19 protein-coding genes and 8 tRNA genes are annotated in these 22,937 nt (G+C 51.4%); 5 read left to right on the top strand and 22 right to left on the bottom strand.

The window, feature by feature from the left end; translation table 11 throughout:
* Positions 1 to 146: 146 nt before the first annotated feature.
* The 5 genes from lnt to miaB form a co-directional block, all read right to left on the bottom strand.
* Positions 147 to 1,685 carry an apolipoprotein N-acyltransferase gene (gene lnt / locus A7Z29_RS04115; protein WP_105289823.1) on the bottom strand — a complete coding sequence of 513 codons (1,539 nt, stop codon included), beginning with the start codon at positions 1,683 to 1,685 and terminating at the stop codon, positions 147 to 149.
* A gap of 24 nt (positions 1,686 to 1,709) precedes the next feature.
* On the bottom strand, positions 1,710 to 2,588 hold the full coding sequence (gene corC, locus A7Z29_RS04120) for a CNNM family magnesium/cobalt transport protein CorC (protein WP_001278605.1): 879 nt from the start codon (positions 2,586 to 2,588) through the stop codon (positions 1,710 to 1,712).
* A gap of 89 nt (positions 2,589 to 2,677) precedes the next feature.
* Positions 2,678 to 3,145, bottom strand: coding sequence for an rRNA maturation RNase YbeY (ybeY, locus tag A7Z29_RS04125; protein ID WP_000084469.1), 468 nt, complete (start codon positions 3,143 to 3,145; stop codon positions 2,678 to 2,680).
* Positions 3,142 to 4,182, bottom strand: coding sequence for a PhoH family protein (locus tag A7Z29_RS04130; RefSeq protein ID WP_186186865.1), 1,041 nt, complete (start codon positions 4,180 to 4,182; stop codon positions 3,142 to 3,144). Before A7Z29_RS04130 ends, ybeY begins: the two co-directional genes overlap by 4 nt.
* 152 nt (positions 4,183 to 4,334) lie before the next feature.
* Positions 4,335 to 5,759: a tRNA (N6-isopentenyl adenosine(37)-C2)-methylthiotransferase MiaB gene (miaB, locus tag A7Z29_RS04135; RefSeq protein WP_000162741.1), complete on the bottom strand. Its 1,425-nt coding sequence runs from the start codon at positions 5,757 to 5,759 to the stop codon at positions 4,335 to 4,337.
* Positions 5,760 to 5,904: 145 nt separating this feature from the next.
* On the opposite strand from miaB, the gene ubiF reads away from it, so the two are divergent.
* The gene (ubiF, locus tag A7Z29_RS04140; protein ID WP_105289825.1) at positions 5,905 to 7,080 is read left to right on the top strand and encodes a 3-demethoxyubiquinol 3-hydroxylase; all 1,176 of its coding nucleotides are present in this window, start codon (positions 5,905 to 5,907) and stop codon (positions 7,078 to 7,080) included.
* Between the two features lie 153 nt (positions 7,081 to 7,233).
* On the opposite strand, the gene A7Z29_RS04145 is transcribed toward ubiF, so the two are convergent.
* From A7Z29_RS04145 to nagB, 13 genes are all read right to left on the bottom strand, one after another.
* Positions 7,234 to 7,308, bottom strand: a tRNA-Gln gene (locus A7Z29_RS04145).
* 37 nt (positions 7,309 to 7,345) lie between these two features.
* Positions 7,346 to 7,420, bottom strand: a tRNA-Gln gene (locus A7Z29_RS04150).
* Positions 7,421 to 7,457: 37 nt separating this feature from the next.
* Positions 7,458 to 7,532 (bottom strand) — tRNA-Gln (locus A7Z29_RS04155).
* A 48-nt stretch (positions 7,533 to 7,580) separates the two neighbouring features.
* A tRNA-Met gene (locus A7Z29_RS04160) sits at positions 7,581 to 7,657 on the bottom strand.
* A 15-nt stretch (positions 7,658 to 7,672) separates the two neighbouring features.
* Positions 7,673 to 7,747: transfer RNA gene (locus A7Z29_RS04165), tRNA-Gln, on the bottom strand.
* 34 nt (positions 7,748 to 7,781) lie between these two features.
* Positions 7,782 to 7,856, bottom strand: a tRNA-Gln gene (locus A7Z29_RS04170).
* Positions 7,857 to 7,879: 23 nt separating this feature from the next.
* A tRNA-Leu gene (locus A7Z29_RS04175) sits at positions 7,880 to 7,964 on the bottom strand.
* Between the two features lie 9 nt (positions 7,965 to 7,973).
* Positions 7,974 to 8,050, bottom strand: a tRNA-Met gene (locus tag A7Z29_RS04180).
* A 379-nt stretch (positions 8,051 to 8,429) separates the two neighbouring features.
* Complete coding sequence (asnB, locus tag A7Z29_RS04190; RefSeq protein ID WP_105289826.1) at positions 8,430 to 10,094, bottom strand: asparagine synthase B; 1,665 nt, start codon at positions 10,092 to 10,094, stop codon at positions 8,430 to 8,432.
* 396 nt (positions 10,095 to 10,490) lie between these two features.
* Positions 10,491 to 11,243 (bottom strand): ribonucleotide monophosphatase NagD, encoded by a 753-nt coding sequence (gene nagD / locus A7Z29_RS04200; RefSeq protein ID WP_000153129.1) that lies wholly within the window; start codon positions 11,241 to 11,243, stop codon positions 10,491 to 10,493.
* Between the two features lie 47 nt (positions 11,244 to 11,290).
* Positions 11,291 to 12,511 carry a DNA-binding transcriptional regulator NagC gene (nagC, locus tag A7Z29_RS04205; RefSeq protein ID WP_000187570.1) on the bottom strand — a complete coding sequence of 407 codons (1,221 nt, stop codon included), beginning with the start codon at positions 12,509 to 12,511 and terminating at the stop codon, positions 11,291 to 11,293.
* Positions 12,512 to 12,519: 8 nt separating this feature from the next.
* Positions 12,520 to 13,668, bottom strand: a complete 1,149-nt coding sequence (gene nagA / locus A7Z29_RS04210; protein ID WP_000271146.1) for an N-acetylglucosamine-6-phosphate deacetylase — start codon at positions 13,666 to 13,668, stop codon at positions 12,520 to 12,522.
* A gap of 61 nt (positions 13,669 to 13,729) precedes the next feature.
* Positions 13,730 to 14,530, bottom strand: coding sequence for a glucosamine-6-phosphate deaminase (nagB, locus tag A7Z29_RS04215; protein ID WP_001237072.1), 801 nt, complete (start codon positions 14,528 to 14,530; stop codon positions 13,730 to 13,732).
* A 331-nt stretch (positions 14,531 to 14,861) separates the two neighbouring features.
* Between nagB and nagE the strand changes: the two genes are divergently transcribed.
* From nagE to A7Z29_RS04235, 4 genes are all read left to right on the top strand, one after another.
* The gene (nagE, locus tag A7Z29_RS04220; RefSeq protein WP_085460516.1) at positions 14,862 to 16,808 is read left to right on the top strand and encodes a PTS N-acetyl glucosamine transporter subunit IIABC; all 1,947 of its coding nucleotides are present in this window, start codon (positions 14,862 to 14,864) and stop codon (positions 16,806 to 16,808) included.
* A gap of 267 nt (positions 16,809 to 17,075) precedes the next feature.
* Positions 17,076 to 18,740, top strand: coding sequence for a glutamine--tRNA ligase (glnS, locus tag A7Z29_RS04225; protein WP_001287167.1), 1,665 nt, complete (start codon positions 17,076 to 17,078; stop codon positions 18,738 to 18,740).
* A 577-nt stretch (positions 18,741 to 19,317) separates the two neighbouring features.
* Positions 19,318 to 20,724 (top strand): chitoporin ChiP, encoded by a 1,407-nt coding sequence (gene chiP, locus A7Z29_RS04230; RefSeq protein WP_105289827.1) that lies wholly within the window; start codon positions 19,318 to 19,320, stop codon positions 20,722 to 20,724.
* Positions 20,725 to 20,773: 49 nt separating this feature from the next.
* Positions 20,774 to 21,100, top strand: a complete 327-nt coding sequence (locus A7Z29_RS04235; RefSeq protein ID WP_000733592.1) for a ChiQ/YbfN family lipoprotein — start codon at positions 20,774 to 20,776, stop codon at positions 21,098 to 21,100.
* A gap of 83 nt (positions 21,101 to 21,183) precedes the next feature.
* Here A7Z29_RS04235 and fur read toward each other — a convergent pair whose 3' ends face one another.
* The 4 genes from fur to ybfE all read right to left on the bottom strand — a co-directional run bounded on the left by fur (position 21,184) and on the right by ybfE (position 22,882).
* Positions 21,184 to 21,630, bottom strand: a complete 447-nt coding sequence (fur, locus tag A7Z29_RS04240; RefSeq protein WP_000131706.1) for a ferric iron uptake transcriptional regulator — start codon at positions 21,628 to 21,630, stop codon at positions 21,184 to 21,186.
* Positions 21,623 to 21,709, bottom strand: a complete 87-nt coding sequence (gene uof, locus A7Z29_RS04245) for a fur leader peptide (RefSeq protein WP_001695552.1) — start codon at positions 21,707 to 21,709, stop codon at positions 21,623 to 21,625. Before uof ends, fur begins: the two co-directional genes overlap by 8 nt.
* 209 nt (positions 21,710 to 21,918) lie before the next feature.
* Complete coding sequence (fldA, locus tag A7Z29_RS04250) at positions 21,919 to 22,449, bottom strand: flavodoxin FldA (RefSeq protein ID WP_010346538.1); 531 nt, start codon at positions 22,447 to 22,449, stop codon at positions 21,919 to 21,921.
* Between the two features lie 139 nt (positions 22,450 to 22,588).
* Complete coding sequence (gene ybfE / locus A7Z29_RS04255) at positions 22,589 to 22,882, bottom strand: LexA regulated protein (RefSeq protein ID WP_064528940.1); 294 nt, start codon at positions 22,880 to 22,882, stop codon at positions 22,589 to 22,591.
* Positions 22,883 to 22,937 lie beyond the last annotated feature (55 nt).

The raw sequence follows: 22,937 nt of genomic DNA on the forward strand, positions 1-22,937 counted from the left end.
ATGCCGGTTCAGGGTTTGCCTTGTATAACAAAGCAATAGATGTGCCAAAGTTGGATAGGGGAATTTTGTTATCCGGATAACGCACTGATGCCGCATCCGGCGAGCGTGCCGAAATACGGGATGTATTCCGGCACGATAAGAAGGGGTTATTTACGTCGCTGACGCAGGCTCATCAACACAGCGGCAAAACCAAACAGTGCCGTCAGCACCCACAGCGGCCAGTTGCCGGTACGTGCGTAAGGTGTGAGTCCGGTGGTCGGCGTCACGTGAGTGGTTAACACCTCGCGGGTGAACTGCGGGATCATCGCCTGAATCTCACCCTGCGGGCCAATCACCGCTGTAATGCCGTTGTTGGTGCTGCGCAACAGTGGGCGCGCCAGCTCCAGCGCACGCATTCGCGCCATCTGGAAGTGCTGCCACGGGCCAATAGACTTGCCGAACCACGCATCGTTGGAGATAGTCAGCAGATAGTCGGTATCCGGGCGGAAGTTATCGCGCACTTGCTCGCCGAGAATGATCTCGTAGCAAATAGCCGCAGTCAGCTCAATACCATTTACCGACAGCGGCGGCTGGATATATGGTCCACGGCTGAATGAGGACATCGGCAGATCAAAGAACGGCGCTAACGGACGCAGAATCGACTCCAGCGGGACAAACTCGCCAAATGGCACCAGATGGTTTTTGTTATAGCGATCGGCTGATTCGTAGCTGTATGGTGCACCTTTACCCAGCGTGATGATGGTGTTGTAGGTATCGTAGCGGTTCTGTTTATTGAGACGCGCGTCAACAATCCCGGTTACCAGCGAGCTACCTTTATCGCGCAACTCACCGTCCAGTGCTTTGAGGAACGGTTGCTGATTAATTTCCAGATCGGTTATCGCCGACTCCGGCCAGATAATCAACGATGATTTGCCCATCAGCGGTGCCGTTGCGTTGTAGTAAATCTTCAGCGTATTAAGAAGCTGGCCTTCGTCCCATTTCAGCGATTGCGGAATATCGCCCTGAACCATCGAAACCTGAATGGTTTTCTCCGGTTGCGGGGTAAACCACAGGATGTAACGCAGCGGGAAGGGAAGTGCGAACAGCACGACGGCCACCACCAGCGGACGCCAGTTGCGTTTGACCAACGCCAGCGCCAGCAGGCCGCTTACCATCATCAGCAGGAAGTTAATGGCTTCCACGCCCATTATCGGTGCCAGCCCTTTTAACGGGCCGTCAATCTGGCTATAGCCGAACTGTAACCACGGGAAGCCAGTCAGCACCCAACCGCGCAGAAACTCGGTCACTTGCCAGAGGGCAGGAGCCGCAATGGCTACGCGCAACCAGGTGGTTTTTGGCCACAGACGCGACAGCACGCCAGCAAACAGTCCGGTATACAGCGACAAATACGCCGCCAGCAGCACCACCAGGAAGATGTTAACCGGGCCAGGCATCCCGCCAAAGGTCGCGATGCTGACATAGACCCAGTTAATACCGCTGCCAAAGAGACCAAATCCCCAGCAAAAGCCAATAGCGGCAGACTGGAGTGGACGGCGGTTAAAGGTCAGCGCCTGAAGCCCCATCAGCGAAATAATCGCCGTAGGCCAGACGTCGTAAGGAGAGAAGGCCAGCGTTCCGCAGGCACCGAATAATAACGCCAGCAGCAGGCGAATGCGCTGGCGTTCAATTAATGAGGCAAAAGCCATGTAGTTATCTATCCAGTTTCGGTTTTATTCATCCAGCTTCGGCTGGGGTGAGTCATCCGGGATTTTGACATGAACCTGAATAATACGCCGACTGTCAGCCATCGCCACTTTGAACTGGTAACCGTCGATGTCGATGGTTTCACCACGTGCCGGAAGATGCCCAAACGCCTGCATCACCAGACCACCGATAGTGTCGACCTCTTCATCGCTAAAGTGAGTGCCGAACGCTTCGTTGAAGTCTTCAATGGAAGCCAGTGCGCGCACGGTCCAGGTATGACGACTCAGCTGACGGAAGTCGATATCATCTTCTTCGTCATACTCGTCTTCAATCTCACCAACAATCAGTTCCAGGATGTCTTCAATGGTCACCAGACCGGAAACACCACCGAATTCGTCAATGACGATCGCCATGTGGTAACGCTGAGAGCGAAACTCTTTCAGCATCCGGTCTACGCGCTTACTTTCAGGAACGACAACCGCCTGACGTAACACTTTGTCCATGCTGAAGGCTTCGGCATCGCTGCGCATAAACGGCAGCAAGTCTTTCGCCATCAGAATCCCTTCAATGTGATCTTTGTCTTCGCTAATCACCGGGAAACGTGAGTGGGCAGACTCGATGATGACATCAAGGCATTCGTCCAGCGTCTGGTTGCGTTTCAGGGTAATCATCTGGGAGCGGGGGATCATGATGTCGCGGACGCGTTGGTCTGCGATGTCCATCACTCCTTCGAGCATATCGCGCGTATCTTCATCGATAAGGTCGTTCTGCCCGGAATCACGGATCAGCGCCAGCAGTTCGTCACGGTTTTTCGGTTCACCGTGGAAAAGTTGGCTGAGTAACAGGGAGAAAAATCCCTTCTTGTTGCTTATCGTGTCACTACTGTGTGAATTGTCGTCGCTCATGGCGTCGTATGGGTTCTCATGTTAGTTAATCAAAACGCCGTCGTTAATCACCAACGGCGGGGACGTCTGCCAGTCAAATGCCTGGCAAATTACTCTTTCTCGGCAATGTACGGATCCTCATAGCCCAGAGCAAGCATAATCTCTGTTTCGAGGGCTTCCATCTCTTCTGCTTCGTCATCTTCGATATGATCGTAACCTAACAAATGCAGACTGCCGTGCACCACCATATGCGCCCAGTGCGCCTCCAGTGGTTTGCCTTGCTCCTGTGCTTCCTTCTCAACCACCTGACGGCAGATAACCAGATCGCCCAGCAGCGACATCTCCATGCCAGGCGGCACTTCAAACGGGAAGGAGAGCACGTTGGTCGGCTTATCCTTACCGCGATAGGTCAGATTCAGACTGTGGCTTTCGGCGGTATCGACCACGCGAATCGTCACTTCCGATTCTTCCTGAAACTGCGGGATCACCGCATTCAGCCATGTCTGAAACTGGCTCTCTTCCGGTAACCCGGAATTATCTTCACATGCCAGTTGTAAATCGAGGATCACCTGACTCATTTTTGTTCCTGTTCTTCGCGCTTGCGTTCTGCTGCCAGCGCCGCTTTACGTTTTTGTTCGGCTTCTTCCCAGGCTTCATAAGCGTTAACGATACGCGCCACCACCGGGTGACGAACCACGTCTTCGCTGTGGAAGAAGTTAAAGCTGATCTCTTCGACATCGGCCAGCACTTCGATGGCATGACGCAAACCTGATTTAGTATTACGCGGCAGGTCGATCTGTGTGACGTCGCCGGTGATAACCGCTTTTGAGTTAAAACCGATACGGGTCAGGAACATCTTCATCTGTTCGATGGTGGTGTTCTGGCTTTCATCGAGAATGATAAACGCGTCGTTCAGCGTACGGCCACGCATATAGGCCAGCGGCGCGACTTCAATAACGTTGCGCTCAATCAGTTTCTCAACTTTCTCAAAGCCCAGCATTTCAAACAGCGCGTCGTACAGCGGGCGCAAATACGGGTCTACTTTCTGGCTTAAATCGCCAGGCAGGAAGCCCAGTTTCTCACCGGCTTCTACCGCCGGACGAGTCAGCAGAATACGGCGAATTTCCTGACGCTCCAGGGCATCAACTGCCGCAGCCACTGCCAGGTAGGTTTTACCCGTACCCGCCGGGCCAACGCCGAAGGTGATGTCATGGTCGAGAATATTGGCGATGTACTGCGCCTGGTTTGGCGTGCGCGGCTTGATTACGCCGCGTTTGGTTTTGATATTGACCGCTTTGCCGTACTCCGGCACGCTCTCCGCGCTTTGCTCCAGTACCCGCGCTTCTTTAATCGCAAGGTGGATCTGTTCCGGTTCGATATCCTGAATCTGACCGCGCATCGGGGCTGTATCGACATACAGGCTACGCAGAATGTCTGCCGCAGCGGTGACGCAAATCGGACGGCCGGTCAGTTTAAAGTGGTTATCGCGGCGATTGATCTCGATGCCGAGACGGTGTTCGAGTTGTTTGATGTTGTCATCAAACGGGCCGCACAGGCTCAACAGACGCGCATTGTCTGCTGGCTCCAGGGTGATTTCGCGAGTGTCTATGTTCAAACCGTTCCTCTTATCTGTATGCCGCCGGAAGCTGAACATTCACCGGCCTATAAGGAAATTATTCACGCCACAGGAAAAAGGCGCAAGCATTGCGATAAAGATGGGGATAAAGAGAGAAAAAACAAGGCCCACCGGAACGGCGGGCCTGAGAATTACGGCTGATAATAACCCACGCCAAGGTCGTTTTCTTTGCGAGTACGGGCAATCACCGATTCCGGCGTTTCTGCCACACGCAGACCCATTTCCTCTTCGGTACGTACCACTTTACCGCGCAGGGAGTTCGGGTAGACGTCGGTAATTTCTACATCGACGAATTTACCGATCATATCCGGCGTGCCTTCGAAGTTAACCACGCGGTTATTTTCAGTACGACCAGAAAGCTCCATGATGCTCTTACGCGATGTACCTTCTACCAGAATACGCTGGGTGGTGCCGAGCATCCGGCGGCTCCATGCCATCGCTTGCTGATTGATACGTTCTTGCAGAATATACAGACGCTGTTTCTTCTCTTCTTCCGGAACATCATCAACCATATCGGCGGCTGGTGTACCCGGACGTGCAGAGAAGATAAAGCTGTAGCTCATGTCGAAATTGACGTCGGCAATCAGCTTCATCGTTTTCTCGAAGTCTTCGGTGGTTTCGCCAGGGAAGCCAACGATGAAGTCAGAACTGATCTGAATATCCGGACGCGCCGCACGCAGTTTACGGATGATCGCTTTGTACTCCAGCGCCGTATGGGTACGACCCATCAGGTTCAGAATGCGATCGGAACCGCTCTGTACCGGCAGATGCAGGAAGCTCACCAGCTCCGGCGTGTCGCGATACACTTCGATGATATCGTCGGTGAATTCGATTGGATGGCTGGTGGTAAAGCGAATACGATCGATCCCGTCGATCGCTGCAACCAGACGCAGCAGATCGGCAAACGATCCAGTGGTGCCGTCGTAGTTTTCACCACGCCAGGCGTTCACGTTCTGACCGAGCAGGTTGACTTCACGCACGCCCTGAGCCGCAAGCTGGGCAATCTCAAACAGAATATCGTCGGATGGACGGCTTACCTCTTCACCACGGGTGTAAGGCACCACGCAGTAGGTGCAATATTTATTGCAGCCTTCCATGATGGAGACAAATGCGGTCGGCCCTTCGGCGCGCGGTTCCGGCAGACGGTCAAACTTCTCAATTTCCGGGAAGCTGATATCTACAACCGGGCTGCGGTCGCCGCGCACAGAGTTGATCATCTCCGGCAGACGGTGCAGCGTTTGCGGCCCAAAAATTATATCGACATAGTGGGCGCGCTGGCGAATGTGCTCGCCTTCTTGCGATGCCACGCAGCCACCGACGCCGATAATCAGGTCTGGATTCTTCTCTTTTAACAGTTTCCAGCGACCCAACTGATGGAAGACTTTTTCCTGAGCCTTCTCGCGGATTGAGCAGGTGTTCAGCAGCAGCACATCCGCTTCTTCCGCCACGTCGGTCAGTTGATAGCCGTGGGTGGCATCCAGCAGATCGGCCATCTTCGATGAATCGTACTCGTTCATCTGACAGCCCCAGGTTTTAATATGGAGTTTTTTGGTCATCGACTTGCTCTTGCGAAATAGTAGCCAGGAATGCAGGGCGCATAGTGTAATGCTTTGCTGCCGTTGTGACCAGTATGAGCGTTATCAGCCCTTGGGGGTAAAAATCCTGTAAACTTAAAGCATATTGCTAACAGGATGATTGACCATGACAAATCAACCAACGGAAATTGCCATTGTCGGCGGAGGAATGGTCGGTGGCGCACTGGCGCTGGGACTGGCACAGCACGGATTTACGGTAACGGTTATCGAACATGCCGAACCTGCACCGTTTGTCGCAGGTAGTGAGCCGGACGTGCGGATCTCAGCGATCAGCGCGGCTTCGGTATCATTGCTTAAAGGTTTAGGCGTCTGGGATGCGGTACAGGCCATGCGTTGCCATCCTTATCGCAGACTGGAAACCTGGGAGTGGGAAACCGCGCATGTGGTGTTTGACGCAGCTGAATTAAAGCTGCCGTTGCTGGGCTATATGGTGGAAAACACCGTCCTGCAACAGGCGCTGTGGCAGGCGCTGGAAGCGCATCCGAAAGTAACGTTACGTGTACCTACCTCGCTGATTGCGCTGCATCGCCATAATGATCTTCAGGAGCTGGAACTGAAGGGCGGTGAAACGATCCGCGCGAAGCTGGTGATTGGTGCCGACGGCGCAAATTCGCAGGTGCGGCAGATGGCGGGAATTGGCGTTCATGCCTGGCAGTATGCGCAGTCGTGTATGTTGATTAGCGTACAGTGTGAGAACGATCCCGGCGACAGCACCTGGCAGCAATTTACCCCGGACGGACCGCGTGCGTTTCTGCCGTTGTTTGATAACTGGGCATCGCTGGTGTGGTATGACTCTCCGGCGCGTATTCGCCAGTTGCAGAATATGAATATGGCGCAGCTCCAGACGGAAATCGCGAAGCATTTCCCGTCGCGTCTGGGTTATGTGACACCGCTTGCCGCTGGTGCGTTTCCGCTGACGCGTCGCCATGCGTTGCAGTATGTGCAGCCAGGGCTTGCGCTGGTGGGCGATGCCGCGCATACCATCCATCCGCTGGCGGGGCAGGGGGTGAATCTTGGTTATCGTGATGTCGATGCCCTGATTGACGTTCTGGTGAACGCCCGCAGCTACGGCGAAGCGTGGGCCAGTTATCCGATCCTCAAACGTTACCAGATGCGGCGCATGGCGGATAACTTCATTATGCAAAGCGGTATGGATCTGTTTTATGCCGGATTCAGCAATAATCTGCCGCCGCTGCGTTTTGTGCGTAATCTCGGGTTAATGGCGGCGGAGCGTGCGGGCGTACTGAAACGTCAGGCGCTGAAATATGCGTTAGGATTATAGCCTTACAACATTGCCGGATGCATGCCAACCGTAGGTCGGATAAGACGCGGCAGCGTCGCATCCGACATTGAAGGATAAGACGTGTCAACATCGCATTCGACATTGAATATACGCAGAAAAACAAAAAGCTCGCCGAAGCGAGCTTTTTTAATGTGGCTGGGGTACGAGGATTCGAACCTCGGAATGCCGGAATCAGAATCCGGTGCCTTACCGCTTGGCGATACCCCAACAGGGCGCACTTACAAAGTAAGCGACTTGAATAAATTGGCTGGGGTACGAGGATTCGAACCTCGGAATGCCGGAATCAGAATCCGGTGCCTTACCGCTTGGCGATACCCCAACAGGGCGCACTTACAAAGTAAGCGACTTGAATAAATTGGCTGGGGTACGAGGATTCGAACCTCGGAATGCCGGAATCAGAATCCGGTGCCTTACCGCTTGGCGATACCCCAACAAATTTGTTTTTGAATTTGCCGAACGTATTCGACACATTCAGAATTTGGTGGCTACGACGGGATTCGAACCTGTGACCCCATCATTATGAGTGATGTGCTCTAACCAACTGAGCTACGTAGCCAGATTGTTTCTTCGATGGCTGGGGTACCTGGATTCGAACCAGGGAATGCCGGTATCAAAAACCGGTGCCTTACCGCTTGGCGATACCCCAATAACCGGGCGGTGAACCGCTTACTCGAAGAATATGGCTGGGGTACCTGGATTCGAACCAGGGAATGCCGGTATCAAAAACCGGTGCCTTACCGCTTGGCGATACCCCATCCGTACAACGCTTTCTGGTGAATGGTGCGGGAGGCGAGACTTGAACTCGCACACCTTGCGGCGCCAGAACCTAAATCTGGTGCGTCTACCAATTTCGCCACTCCCGCAAAAAAAGATGGTGGCTACGACGGGATTCGAACCTGTGACCCCATCATTATGAGTGATGTGCTCTAACCAACTGAGCTACGTAGCCATCTTTTTTTCGCGATACCTTATCGGCGTTGCGGGGCGCATTATGCGTATAGAGCCTTGCAGCGTCAACCTCTTTTTCAAGGAAAATTGCTCGAAAGTGACTGTTTGGTTAGGTTGCGAACAGCGTGGCGCTATATTCGTCAATTATTGTTTACTTTGTGTTTTTTCCCCACCCTACAGCCATTCTTTTGTCGTACAGGATGAAATTCGGAATTCAACAATAGTGGTGGGAAATTAATCTATGAAGTACTGGCCTACAGTGATGAATTGTCAAACAGTGATGTAGCAAATCCGGAACATTTCCTCACTGCGTATCAGAATCAGCAAGCTCCCCAGTAACTGAAATTGCCCCGGAATTCTCCGGGGCGTTAATACACTTCTTATTTATATGCCGACTGGTGAACGCCGACCGCGCGACCAGAAGGATCGTCCATTTTCTTGAACGCTTCATCCCACTCGATCGCTTTGGCAGAAGAACAGGCGACGGATGGGCCGCCCGGTACGCACTCAGCGGCGCTCGGAAGCGGGAACAATTCTTCAAAGATTTCCCGGTACAGATACGCTTCTTTTGAGGTCGGTGTGTTGTACGGGAAGCGGAAGCGGGCGGTTTCCAGTTGTTGATCAGAAACCTGCTGCGTTGCCACTTCTTTCAGAGTGTCGATCCAGCTATAACCGACGCCATCCGAGAACTGCTCTTTCTGCCGCCAGGCCACGCTTGCGGGCAAATACGATTCAAAACATTCACGCAGGATGTGTTTTTCCATTTTGCCGTTGCCGCACATTTTATCCTGTGGGTTAATGCGCATTGCCACATCGAGGAATTTCTTGTCGAGGAACGGAACGCGCGCTTCCACGCCCCAGGCTGACATCGCTTTGTTGGCGCGCGCGCAGTCATACATATGTAGAGCCAGCAGTTTACGTACTGTCTCTTCATGCAGCTCTTTGGCGTTTGGTGCTTTGTGGAAATAAAGATAACCACCAAACACTTCGTCAGAACCTTCACCGGACAGCACCATTTTAATGCCCATCGCCTTGATCTTACGCGACATTAAATACATCGGTGTTGAAGCACGAATAGTCGTCACGTCATACGTTTCGATGTGGTAAATCACGTCGCGGATGGCATCGAGACCTTCCTGTACGGTGAAGTGAATTTCATGATGTACAGTACCCAGATGGTTTGCCACTTCCTGTGCCGCTTTCAGATCCGGTGAACCCGGCAGACCCACGGCAAAAGAGTGCAACTGCGGCCACCAGGCTTCGGAACGTTCCTGATCTTCCACGCGACGGGCGGCGTATTTCTTGGTGATAGCGGAAATAATTGAGGAATCCAGACCACCAGAGAGCAGCACACCGTAAGGCACATCAGACATCAGATGGCTTTTCACGGAATCTTCCAGTGCCTGACGTAGCTCGTTTTTGTCGGTCACGTTATCTTTCACCGCATCGTAGTCGAACCAGTCACGGTGATAATAAGAACGGATTTCGCCGTCCTGACTCCACAAATAGCTCCCCGCCGGGAACTCTTTAATCGTGCGGCAAACCGGCACGAGGGCTTTCATTTCTGAGGCCACATACAGCTGACCGTGTTCGTCATAGCCCATATACAGCGGGATGATCCCCAGATGGTCGCGACCAATCAGGTATGCATCTTTTTCGCTGTCGTACAGGGCAAAGGCAAACATGCCCTGCAAATCGTCAAGAAATTCCGCCCCTTTTTCCTGATATAGCGCGAGGATCACTTCGCAGTCAGACCCGGTCTGGAACTGGTAACGATCACCATATTCAGCGCGCAATGCCTGGTGGTTGTAGATTTCACCGTTTACCGCCAGTACGTGGGTTTTTTGTTGGTTGTAGAGAGGTTGCGCCCCCGCGTTAACGTCAACAATTGACAGACGTTCGTGAGCGAGAATGGCGTTATCGCTGGCATAAATACCGGACCAGTCCGGGCCACGATGACGCATCAGGCGTGACAGCTCGAGTGCTTTCTTACGCAGCTCAACTGCGTCTGTTTTGATATCGAATACGCCAAAAATTGAACACATAACCTTCTCCGTTAACCTGGTATTTGTTGCTTGTTGTGTTTGCTTGTTTAAAAAAATGCCGCAAAGCAGCACTGTGCGCAAGCGATTTGGCGGTAGAAAAATAAAAAACGTAATGGTGATTGCTGATTGATGAAAAAGGGTAGGGTATGGTGGCGTGTTTATTGATGAATCGATAATTTTTAGCGGGTTTTATTGAATGGTTATATTTTACGGGGGCCAAATTGCTGACAAAGTGCGATTTGTTCATGCCGGATGCGGCGTGAACGCCTTATCCGGCCTACAAAAGCATGAATATTCAATATATTGCAGGAGCTGCGTAGGCCTGATAAGCGTAGCGCATCAGGCAGTTTGGCGTTTGTCATCAGAGCCAACCACGTCCGCAGACGTGGGTGGTATTCAGATAACGTCGATTTCAGCGACTGACGGGTAAATCCAGCTTGGGCGGAACGGCATACTGTCGATATCGTCAAGCGACGAAACACCAGAGAGCACAAGAATCGTCTCCAGACCGGCCTGGAAGCCCGCCAGAATATCGGTACGCAAGTTATCGCCGACAATCACCGTTTCTTCCGAATGCGCCTGCATTTTGTTTAATGCCGCGCGGATGATCCACGGACTCGGCTTTCCAACATAGAACGGTTTGCGCCCGGAGATTTTCTCAATCCCTGCACACAACGCGCCACAGGCGGGATAAAAACCGCGCCCGTGGGTGTCCGGGTTGGTGGCGATAAAGCGTGCACCGTTAGCGACGAAATAGGCTGCTTTATGCATCATGTCCCAGTTGTAGGAACGCGTTTCGCCAACAATCACAAAATCAGGGTTCACATCGGTAATAGTGAAACCGGCTTTGTACAGTTCATGAATCAGTGCGCCTTCGCCCACCACATACGCTTTCTTGCCTTCCTGGCGACGCAGGAAATCGGCGGTCGCCATCGCGGAGGTATAAAACACGCTATCCGGTACATCGACACCAGCAGTGGCAAAGCGGTTCGCCAGATCTTGCCCGGTCTGCGAAGGATAGTTGGTCAGCAACACCAGCGGCAGGCCTTTATCCATAATCCCGTGTAAAAATTCCGCTGCACCTGGTACGGCGACATTATCGTGCATCAGCACGCCGTCGATATCGCAAATTACATTTTTAATGGTCATGGACTACCCAGAATATTGACAACAATAAGCGCCACTATAAAAGCACATTAATTTTCCAGCAAATGCTGGAGCAAAATACCGTTGAGCATGGCGCGTTTTACCAGCGCAAAAGCGCCGATTGCTGAGCGGTGATCCAGCTCAGAACGTACCACCGGCAGATTAGTGCGAAATGCCTTCAGCGCCTGGGTATTAATGCAGCTTTCAATAGCAGGGAGCAGCACTTTATCGGCTTCGGTGATTTCACCGGCAATAACAATTTTTTGCGGATTAAATAAGTTGATAGCAATGGCGATGGTTTTACCCAGATGACGACCGACATACTCAATCACTTCCGACGCCAGACCGTCACCTTTGTTCGCGGCTTTGCAGATAGTTTTGATGGTGCAATCGTCCAGCGGCACGCGACTCTGGTAGCCCTGCTTTAACAGATTCAACACCCGTTGTTCAATGGCAGCGTTGGCAGCGATAGTTTCCAGACAACCAAAGTTGCCGCAGTGGCAGCGTTCACCCAGCGGTTCGACCTGAATATGACCAATTTCACCGACGTTGCCGTTGCGACCGATAAAAATGCGCCCGTTAGAGATAATTCCGGCTCCGGTTCCGCGATGTACTCGCACCAGAATGGAGTCTTCGCAATCCTGACTTGCACCGAAGTAGTGCTCTGCCAGCGCCAGACTACGGATATCGTGGCCGACAAAACAGGTCACTTTAAAACGCTCTTCCAGTGCTTCTACCAGCCCCCAGTTTTCCACCTGAATATGCGGCATGTAATGAATTTTGCCGCTGTCCGGGTCAACAAGCCCAGGCAGGATCACGGAAATCGCGATCAGCTCGCGCAGTTTGCGCTGGTAGCTATCAATAAACTGAGCAATGGCATTCAGCAGGGCATGTTCCAGCGTCTGCTGGGTTCGTTCAGGCAGCGGGTAATGTTCTTCTGCCAGCACTTTGCTACTGAGATCAAACAGGGTGATGGTGGCATCGTGACGACCAAGTCGTACGCCGATAGCGTGGAAATTACGAGTTTCAGTGACGATGGAGATAGCGCGGCGGCCTCCGGTGGAGGCCTGCTGATCGACTTCTTTGATCAGCCCGCGCTCGATAAGCTGACGTGTAATTTTGGTTACGCTGGCGGGGGCAAGCTGGCTTTGCTCAGCAATCTGAATTCGCGAGATTGGCCCGAACTGGTCAATCAGGCGATAAACCGCCGCGCTGTTAAGCTGTTTTACGAGATCAACATTACCTATCTGAGCTTGTCCGCCTGGTGTCATACTTTCTCTTATTGAGTTACGACCTCGTTACCATTAACGATGGTCTTAGTGATTTTAAAATCAGGTGTGAATGCGGTCAGGTTGGCCACTTTGCCTGCGGCGAGCGTGCCGAGACGTTTTTCAACGCCAATTGCACGTGCTGGGTAGAGCGTCGCCATACGCAAAACTTCATCCAGTGCGATACCGCAATGTTCGACCAGATTACGCACGCCTTCAATCATGGTTAAGGATGAACCGCTTAACGTACCATTTTCATCCACACAAAGTCCGTTGCGGTAGTATATTGTTTTACCCGCAAAAATGAACTGTTCAATATTGGCGCCTGCTGGTGCAGTAGCGTCGGTGACCAGACACAGTTTGTCGCCTTTCAGACGCTTGGCGTTGCGGATGTTAGCGTAATCAACGTGCAAGCCATCGGCAATAATACCGCAATAAATGTCGGCGTCATCGAGGATCGCGCCCGCCAGACCTGGCTCGCGACCGGTAATATACGGCATCGCGTTGTACAGATGGGTGGCAAAGGTAATCCCCGCGCGGAAACCGGCTTTCGCTTCTTTCAGTGTTGCGTTGGAGTGACCGGCAGAAACTACAATCCCGGCATTTGCCAGTTTGCTGATCACTTCCGCAGGAACCATTTCCGGTGCCAGGGTAACTTTAGTAATCACATCAGCGTTTTCGCACAGGAAATCAACCAGCGCAGCATCGGGTTTACGCACGAAGTTCGGGTTATGAGTGCCTTTTTTCACCAGGTTCAGCCACGGACCTTCCAGATGCAAACCTAGCGCCTGGTTCGGATGGTTTGCCAGGTACTCACGCATTACGCGCACACCCTGTTTCATCAGGTCATCGCTGGTGGTGATAAGCGTTGGCAGATAGTTAGTACAGCCAGATTTCTCATTGGCTTTTTGCATGATTTCCAGCGTTTCAACGCTTACCGCTTCCGCAGTATCGTTGAACTGTACGCCGCCGCAGCCGTTTAACTGCACATCAATAAAACCGGGGGAGAGAATGGCTCCGTTCAGTGAACGCTGTTCAATCTCTGGCGGCAGTTCCGCTACCGGACAGACACTTTTAATCAGGCCATCAGCGATAACAACCGCGTGGTCATCAAGAAATTCGTGACCGGTAAAGATCCGGCCCTGGGTTAATGCATACATTCCGACCCCCGATTTTAAAGATAATATTGCCCTGAACAAGGTGTCAGGGCAGGGATAATAATTACAGACCTTTGATATTTTCTGCTTCTAATTCATTGAAATATCTTAAGGTCTTAACTTTCAGCTCCATGGTGGAAGGTTCATCGCACACCATGATCGCTTTCGGATGCAGTTGCAGACAGCTGATGGTCCACATATGGTTAACGCAACCTTCAACTGCGGCTTGCAGCGCCAGTGCTTTCTGGCTACCCAGAACCAGAATCATCACTTCTTCGGCATCCAGCAATGTACCAACACCGACAGTCAGGGCATATTTTGGCACCTGATTAACATCGTTATCAAAGAAACGAGAGTTCGCGACGCGAGTGTCATGAGTCAGGGTTTTGATACGGGTGCGAGAAGCCAGAGAAGAGGCTGGTTCGTTAAATGCGATGTGACCGTCGTTACCTACGCCGCCCATAAACAGATGAATTTTACCGTAAGAGCGGATTTTTTCTTCATACTGGCGGCACTCGGCGTCGATATCCGGGGCGTTACCGTTGAGAAGGTTTATATTTTCTGCTGGAATATCAACGTGATCGAAGAAATTACGGTGCATAAAGCTGTAGTAACTTTCCGGATGCTCTTTCGGCAGACCGACATATTCATCCATGTTGAAGGTGACAACGTGCTTAAAGCTGACCTGGCCTGCTTTATGCATTTCGACTAACGCTTTATAGGTGGTCATCGGTGTGCCGCCAGTCGGCAGACCGAGCACGAACGGACGATCGGCAGTCGGTTTGAACGCGTTGATACGATTAACGATATGGCGAGCAGCCCATTTGCCGACCTGTTCAGCGGTAGTCAGGGGGATCAGTCTCATTATTCACCTCAATAAGTAAAATGTAAGCCGTTGGCGGATTAGGCATCTTTAAGCGTAACCTGGATTTGCGCAGAGAGGCGTCAATCCGACCTGATTTTTTGAATGATAAAATAAGTTTTCTGGTTTAGCCAGTAAAAGGGAGTAATGATAACGATATTTGGTGACAAAACTCACAAAAGACACGCGTTTAATTTGCGGTACGAATTAATTTTTTACACACTCTGTAGCAGATGATCTAACAATATGATTACAGAACATCGGCAGTACAGTTTGCAGCAAAATAAAAAACGGCTTTAAACGAGCCAAATAGGGTTCTCGTAGGGGGAATAAGATGAATATTTTAGGGTTTTTTCAGCGACTCGGTAGGGCGTTACAGCTCCCTATCGCAGTACTGCCGGTGGCGGCGCTGTTGCTGCGATTCGGTCAGCCAGATTTACTTAACGTTGCGTTTATTGCCCAGGCGGGCGGCGCGATTTTTGATAACCTCGCATTAATCTTCGCCATCGGCGTGGCATCCAGCTGGTCCAAAGACAGCGCAGGTGCGGCGGCGCTGGCGGGTGCGGTAGGTTACTTTGTGTTAACCAAAGCGATGGTGACCATCAACCCGGAAATCAATATGGGTGTACTGGCGGGTATCATTACCGGCCTGGTCGGTGGTGCAGCCTATAACCGTTGGTCCGATATTAAACTGCCGGACTTCCTGAGCTTTTTCGGCGGCAAACGTTTTGTGCCGATTGCCACTGGCTTCTTCTGCCTGGTATTGGCGGCTATTTTTGGTTATGTCTGGCCACCGGTGCAGCACGCTATTCATGCTGGTGGTGAATGGATCGTTTCTGCGGGCGCGCTGGGTTCCGGTATCTTTGGTTTCATCAACCGTCTGCTGATCCCAACTGGTCTGCATCAGGTGCTGAACACCATTGCCTGGTTCCAGATTGGTGAATTTACCAACGCGGCAGGGACGGTTTTCCACGGCGACATCAACCGCTTCTATGCCGGTGACGGCACTGCGGGGATGTTCATGTCCGGCTTCTTCCCGATCATGATGTTTGGTCTGCCGGGTGCGGCACTGGCGATGTACTTCGCAGCACCGAAAGAGCGTCGTCCGATGGTTGGCGGGATGCTGCTTTCCGTTGCTATCACCGCGTTCCTGACTGGTGTTACCGAGCCGCTGGAATTCCTGTTCATGTTCCTTGCGCCGTTGCTGTACCTCCTGCACGCACTGCTGACCGGTATCAGCCTGTTTGTGGCGACGCTGCTGGGTATTCACGCGGGCTTCTCTTTCTCTGCGGGCGCCATCGACTATGCGTTGATGTATAACCTGCCGGCAGCCAGCCAGAACGTCTGGATGCTGCTGGTGATGGGCGTTATCTTCTTCGTTATCTACTTTGTGGTATTCAGTGCAGTTATCCGCATGTTCAACCTGAAAACGCCAGGCCGTGAAGATAAAGAAGACGAAATTGTTACTGAAGAAGCCAACAGCAACACTGAAGAAGGTCTGACTCAACTGGCGACCAACTATATTGCTGCGGTTGGCGGTAGCGACAACCTGAAAGCGATTGACGCCTGTATTACCCGTCTGCGCCTGACGGTGGGTGACTCAGCCCGCGTCAACGATGCGATGTGTAAACGTCTGGGTGCTTCTGGGGTGGTGAAACTGAACAAACAGACCATCCAGGTGATTGTTGGTGCGAAAGCGGAATCTATCGGTGATGCGATGAAGAAAGTCGTTGCTCGTGGCCCGGTAGCTGCTGCTTCTGCTGAAGCGGCTCCGGCAACTGCCGCGCCGGCAGCAAAACCACAGGCAGTACCAAATGCAGTGTCTATCGCTGAGCTGGTATCGCCAATTACCGGTGATGTTGTCGCACTGGATCAGGTGCCAGACGAAGCGTTCGCCAGCAAAGCCGTGGGCGACGGTGTGGCGGTGAAACCGACGGATAAAATCGTTGTATCACCAGCGGCGGGAACCATCGTGAAAATCTTCAACACCAACCACGCGTTCTGCCTTGAAACTGAAAAAGGCGCAGAGATCGTCGTCCACATGGGTATCGACACCGTAGCGCTGGAAGGTAAAGGCTTTAAACGTCTGGTGGAAGAGGGCGCGCAGGTAAGCGCAGGGCAACCGATTCTGGAAATGGATCTGGATTACCTGAACGCTAACGCCCGCTCGATGATTAGCCCGGTGGTTTGCAGCAATATCGACGATTTCAGCGGTCTGATCATTAAAGCCCAGGGTCATGTTGTGGCGGGTCAAACGCCGCTGTATGAAATCAAAAAGTAATCTATTTCATGCCTGATGCGACGCTTGACGCGTCTTATCAGGCCTACAAAAGCTCAGTGTAGGTTGGATAAGACGCACCAGCGTCGCATCCAACAATGACACAGGAGTGGCAAAAGCGGCGGATATCATCTTCGCCGCTTTTTTTTTCATCAATCATCCCCATAATCTCAGTGAGATTTTCTATTTTCTCTAACTAACAGTTGTCAGCCTGTCCCGCTTATAAGATCATACGCCGTTATACGTTGTTTACGCTTTGAGGAATCCACGATGAGTGAGGCAGAAGCCCGCCCGACTAACTTTATTCGTCAGATCATTGATGAAGATCTGGCCAGTGGCAAGCACACCACAGTACACACCCGTTTCCCGCCAGAACCAAATGGCTATCTGCATATTGGTCATGCGAAATCTATCTGCCTGAACTTCGGGATCGCTCAGGACTATAAAGGCCAGTGCAACCTGCGTTTCGACGACACTAACCCGGTAAAAGAAGATATCGAGTACGTAGAGTCGATCAAAAACGACGTTGAATGGTTAGGTTTTCACTGGTCTGGTAACGTTCGTTACTCCTCCGACTATTTTGATCAGCTCCATGCCTATGCGATCGAATTGATCAATAAAGGCCTGGCGTATGTCGATGAACTGACGCCGGAACAGATCCGCGAATACCGTGGCACCCTGACGCAGCCGGGTAAAAACAGTCCGTACCGCGACCGCAGCGTTGAAGAGAACCTGGCGCTGTTCGAAAAAATGCGTACCGGTGGTTTTGAAGAAGGTAAAGCCTGCCTGCGTGCGAAAATCGACATGGCTTCGCCGTTTATCGTGATGCGCGATCCGGTGCTGTACCGCATTAAATTTGCTGAACACCACCAGACTGGCAACAAGTGGTGCATCTATCCGATGTACGACTTCACCCACTGCATCAGCGATGCGCTGGAAGGTATTACGCACTCTCTGTGTACGCTTGAGTTCCAGGACAACCGTCGTCTGTACGACTGGGTACTGGACAACATCACCATTCCTGTTCACCCGCGCCAGTACGAATTCTCGCGCCTGAATTTGGAATACACCGTGATGTCCAAGCGTAAGCTGAACCAGTTGGTGACCGACAAGCACGTAGAAGGCTGGGACGATCCGCGTATGCCGACCATTTCCGGTCTGCGTCGTCGTGGTTACACTGCGGCTTCTATTCGTGAGTTCTGCAAACGCATCGGCGTGACCAAGCAGGACAACACCATTGAGATGGCATCTCTGGAATCCTGTATTCGTGAAGATCTCAACGAAAACGCGCCGCGCGCAATGGCGGTTATCGATCCGGTGAAACTGGTTATCGAAAACTATCAGGGCGAAGGCGAAATGGTCACTATGCCGAACCATCCGAACAAACCGGAAATGGGTAGCCGTCAGGTGCCGTTTAGCGGTGAGATTTGGATCGATCGCGCCGATTTCCGCGAAGAAGCTAACAAGCAGTACAAGCGTCTGGTGCTGGGTAAAGAAGTGCGTCTGCGTAATGCTTACGTGATTAAAGCAGAACGCGTGGAGAAAGATGCCGAAGGCAATATCACCACCATCTTCTGTACTTACGATGCCGACACTTTAAGCAAAGATCCGGCTGATGGTCGTAAAGTGAAAGGCGTTATTCACTGGGTAAGCGCGGCACATGCGCTGCCGGTTGAAATCCGCCTGTACGATCGTCTGTTCAGCGTGCCGAATCCAGGCGCTGCGGATGATTTCCTGTCGGTGATTAACCCTGAATCACTGGTCATCAAACAGGGCTTTGCTGAACCGTCTCTGAAAGACGCGGTAGCGGGTAAAGCGTTCCAGTTTGAGCGTGAAGGTTACTTCTGCCTCGACAGCCGCCATTCCACTGCGGAAAAACCGGTATTTAACCGCACCGTTGGGCTGCGTGATACCTGGGCGAAGGTTGGCGAGTAATTCTAAGTTTCACCATGCCGGATGCGGCGTAAATGCCGCATCCGCAAGAAACACACAAACAGTATCAAACGCTAAATTGCCTGATGCGCTACGCTTATCAGGCCTACGAGATCTCTGCAATATATTGAATTTGCGTGCTTTTGTAGGTCGGATAAGGCGTTTACGCCACATCCGGCATGAAACATACAAACAATCCCAAACGCCGCGCTCTGCGGCGTTTTTTCTGCTTATCATCGCGAATTAATTCCGCTTCGCAATTTATCCGTAAAATAAATTTAAAAACACAAATCATAATTAAATAAAATGTAACCGCTTTCATCCTACTGGAAAGCCACATATTTTTTCTTCTACAAACTCTTCTGCTGCAAACTTAAATCCTGTAACAAAAATCATCAAAATATGTGCGGTTGCTCATGTTCTTACATTCTGGTTACAGAAAGAGATTGATAATTCGCGTCGCGAAAAATAGTCTGTTCCTGTAGTCAGCGAGACTTTTCTCAACGCTACTTTTTTAATTTTTATTTTTTTCGCTGTTCACCTTTGGTGCAGCAATTTATACGTCAAAGAGGATTAACCCATGCGTACGTTTAGTGGCAAACGTAGTACGCTGGCGCTGGCTATCGCCGGTGTTACAGCAATGTCGGGCTTTATGGCAATGCCGGAGGCTCGCGCCGAAGGATTCATCGACGATTCAACCTTAACCGGCGGTATCTATTACTGGCAGCGTGAACGCGACCGTAAAGATGTTACCGACGGCGACAAATACAAAACCAACCTTTCTCACTCCACCTGGAACGCCAACCTCGATTTTCAGTCTGGTTATGCTGCTGATATGTTCGGCCTTGATATTGCTGCGTTTACGGCGATTGAAATGGCAGAAAACGGCGATAGCTCCCACCCGAACGAAATCGCGTTTTCAAAAAGTAATAAAGCCTATGACGAAGACTGGTCCGGCGATAAAAGCGGTATAAGCCTGTATAAAGCAGCGGCTAAATTTAAATACGGTCCGGCGTGGGCGAGGGCTGGTTATATTCAGCCAACCGGTCAGACGCTGTTAGCGCCGCACTGGAGCTTTATGCCGGGTACTTATCAGGGTGCGGAAGCCGGGGCGAATTTTGATTACGGCGATGCCGGTGCGTTGAGTTTCTCCTACATGTGGACCAACGAATACAAAGCGCCGTGGCATCTGGAAATGGATGAGTTTTATCAGAACGATAAGACTACCAAAGTTGATTATCTGCACTCCCTCGGGGCGAAGTACGACTTCAAAAATAACTTCGTACTGGAAGCGGCGTTTGGTCAGGCGGAAGGGTATATCGATCAATATTTTGCCAAAGCCAGCTATAAATTTGATATCGCCGGTAGCCCGTTAACCACCAGCTACCAGTTCTACGGTACGCGCGACAAAGTTGACGATCGCAGCGTCAACGATCTTTATGACGGCACCGCCTGGCTGCAGGCGTTGACCTTTGGCTACCGGGCGGCTGACGTAGTGGATTTGCGCCTCGAAGGCACCTGGGTTAAAGCCGATGGTCAGCAGGGATACTTCCTGCAACGTATGACCCCAACCTACGCTTCCTCGAACGGTCGCCTGGATATCTGGTGGGATAACCGCTCTGACTTTAACGCCAACGGCGAAAAAGCGGTCTTCTTCGGTGCGATGTATGACCTGAAAAACTGGAATCTTCCCGGCTTCGCCATCGGCGCTTCCTACGTTTATGCATGGGATGCCAAACCAGCGACATGGCAGAGCAATCCGGATGCGTACTACGACAAAAACCGGACTATCGAAGAGTCTGCTTACAGTCTGGATGCGGTCTACACCATTCAGGACGGTCGCGCCAAGGGCACGATGTTCAAACTGCATTTCACCGAATACGACAACCACTCCGACATCCCAAGCTGGGGGGGCGGTTACGGCAACATCTTCCAGGATGAGCGTGACGTGAAATTCATGGTTATCGCGCCGTTCACTATCTTCTGATGCCCGACGCGGCAGGCATTTCACCTGCCGCATGTTTGAGGAATTTGCTATGAAAAAACTGATTCTCATCGCCATGATGGCATCGGGGCTGGTGGCTTGTGCGCAATCAACCGCGCCACAGGAAGACAGTCGTCTGAAAGAAGCTTACAGCGCCTGCATCAACACAGCACAAGGCTCGCCGGAAAAAATTGAGGCCTGCCAGAGCGTGTTAAACGTGCTGAAGAAAGAGAAACAACATCAGCAGTTTGCCGACCAGGAAAGTGTGCGGGTACTGGATTATCAGCAGTGTCTGCGCGCAACGCAAACCGGAAATGATCAGGCGGTGAAAGCCGATTGTGATAAGGTCTGGCAGGAAATTCGCAGTAATAACAAATAAGTGAGAGCTGTAACTCTCGCTTTTCTTATTTCCCTTATATAAAAAAGCCAACCCGCAGGTTGGCTTTTCTCGTTCAGGCTGACTTATTTGCCTTCGTGCGCGTGCTCATCTTCGCGGCAATCGCCTTCGGCGCAGTGACCGTAAAGATAGAGACTATGGTTAGTCAGGCGAATACCATGTTTCGCGGCGATTTCACGCTGACGCGCTTCGATAGATTCATCACTAAATTCAATAACCTTGCCGCAGTCGAGGCAGATCAGGTGATCGTGATGATGTTGCTGGGTCAGTTCAAATACGGATTTACCGCCTTCAAAATTGTGGCGGGTGACGATACCGGCATCGTCAAACTGGTTCAGTACGCGATATACCGTAGCCAGACCAATTTCTTCACCCATATCGATCAGACGTTTGTATAAATCTTCCGCACTGACGTGATGGTTGTCCGGCTCCTGAAGAACTTCCAGGATTTTTAAACGAGGAAGCGTTACTTTCAGGCCAGCTTTCTTTAGGGCGGTATTGTTATCAGTCATGCGGAATCTGTCCTGTTACTAAGCGGTTCACTTCATTAGGAGAAGTGACAGAATTTGCTCTTGAGATAATGCGTATCATTATAGAATTGCCACGCCTAAATGAAAACTACAAGTCCCTGGCAAATATTGTTAATAAAAACGTGGCTTAGCTTACATTTACATCGGCAAGGCCACTTCAATACTGGAACATTGTACAGGTACTACGGCAAAAGTTACAAATTTGTAGCAATTATTTTGATTGGCATTATCTATTAATACGGCGTAGACATTAGCCTACACCGCATCACATCAGGCGTTGATAATTTCGTCGAGATGCAGCTCTTCAGAAATTTGCTTAACCCATTTTTCCACGCGTTCAGCGGTCAGTTCCGGCTGACGGTCTTCGTCAATAGCCAGGCCGACAAAGTGATCGTCATCTGCCAGACCTTTTGATGCTTCGAAATGGTAGCCCGCAGTTGGCCAGTGACCCACGATAGTCGCGCCGCGCGGTTCGATGATGTCACGGATAGTGCCTAATGCATCACAGAAATATTCGGCGTAATCTTCCTGGTCGCCACAGCCAAACAGGGCAACCAGTTTACCATTGAAATCAATCTCTTCGAGAGTCGGGAAGAAGTCGTCCCAGTCACACTGCGCTTCGCCGTAATACCAGGTTGGGATACCCAGCAGCAGAATGTCATAAGCTTCCAGATCTTCTTTGCTGCTTTTTGCAATGTCATGGACATCGGCAACGTCTTTACCAAGCTGTTTTTGAATCATTTTTGCGATATTTTCGGTATTACCGGTGTCGCTGCCGAAAAAGATGCCAGTGATAGCCATGAGTGAAATAACCTCTTGAAACTTATTGAAATGGGGGTGGCAAATTGCCCACGGATAAAGGCAATCATAGCAGAACAGGCAGTCTTGCGGAATCAGCAAACGGGCAGGACTGCACACTGTGCTACATGAAAGTGGAAATTTAAACGATGCCTTGATTACGCAGTGCCGCCAACTGCTGCATCAAAATCTCTTCGATCAGTTCGCTACGGCTCATATTGCGCGACTCTGCCAGCTCATTCAGCGCCTCGACAGCTTCCGCGTTCAGCTTCAGTTCGACACGCTTAAGACCACGTACTTTGTCGCGTTTTAGCTGGTTGCGTTTATTAATACGCAGCTGTTCATCGCGCGAAAGCGGATTGGTTTTCGGTCGTCCCGGTCGACGCTCGTGCGCGAACAGATCTAATGTCGTACGGTCCGTTTGTTCTTTGGCCATGATCTTGGTGACTTCGGGGGAAACAATCAGCCGGGCGTCTGCCCGGATGGATAGC

It is taken from the genome of Escherichia sp. MOD1-EC6842, from assembly GCF_002965705.1.
Classification (GTDB): domain Bacteria; phylum Pseudomonadota; class Gammaproteobacteria; order Enterobacterales; family Enterobacteriaceae; genus Escherichia; species Escherichia ruysiae.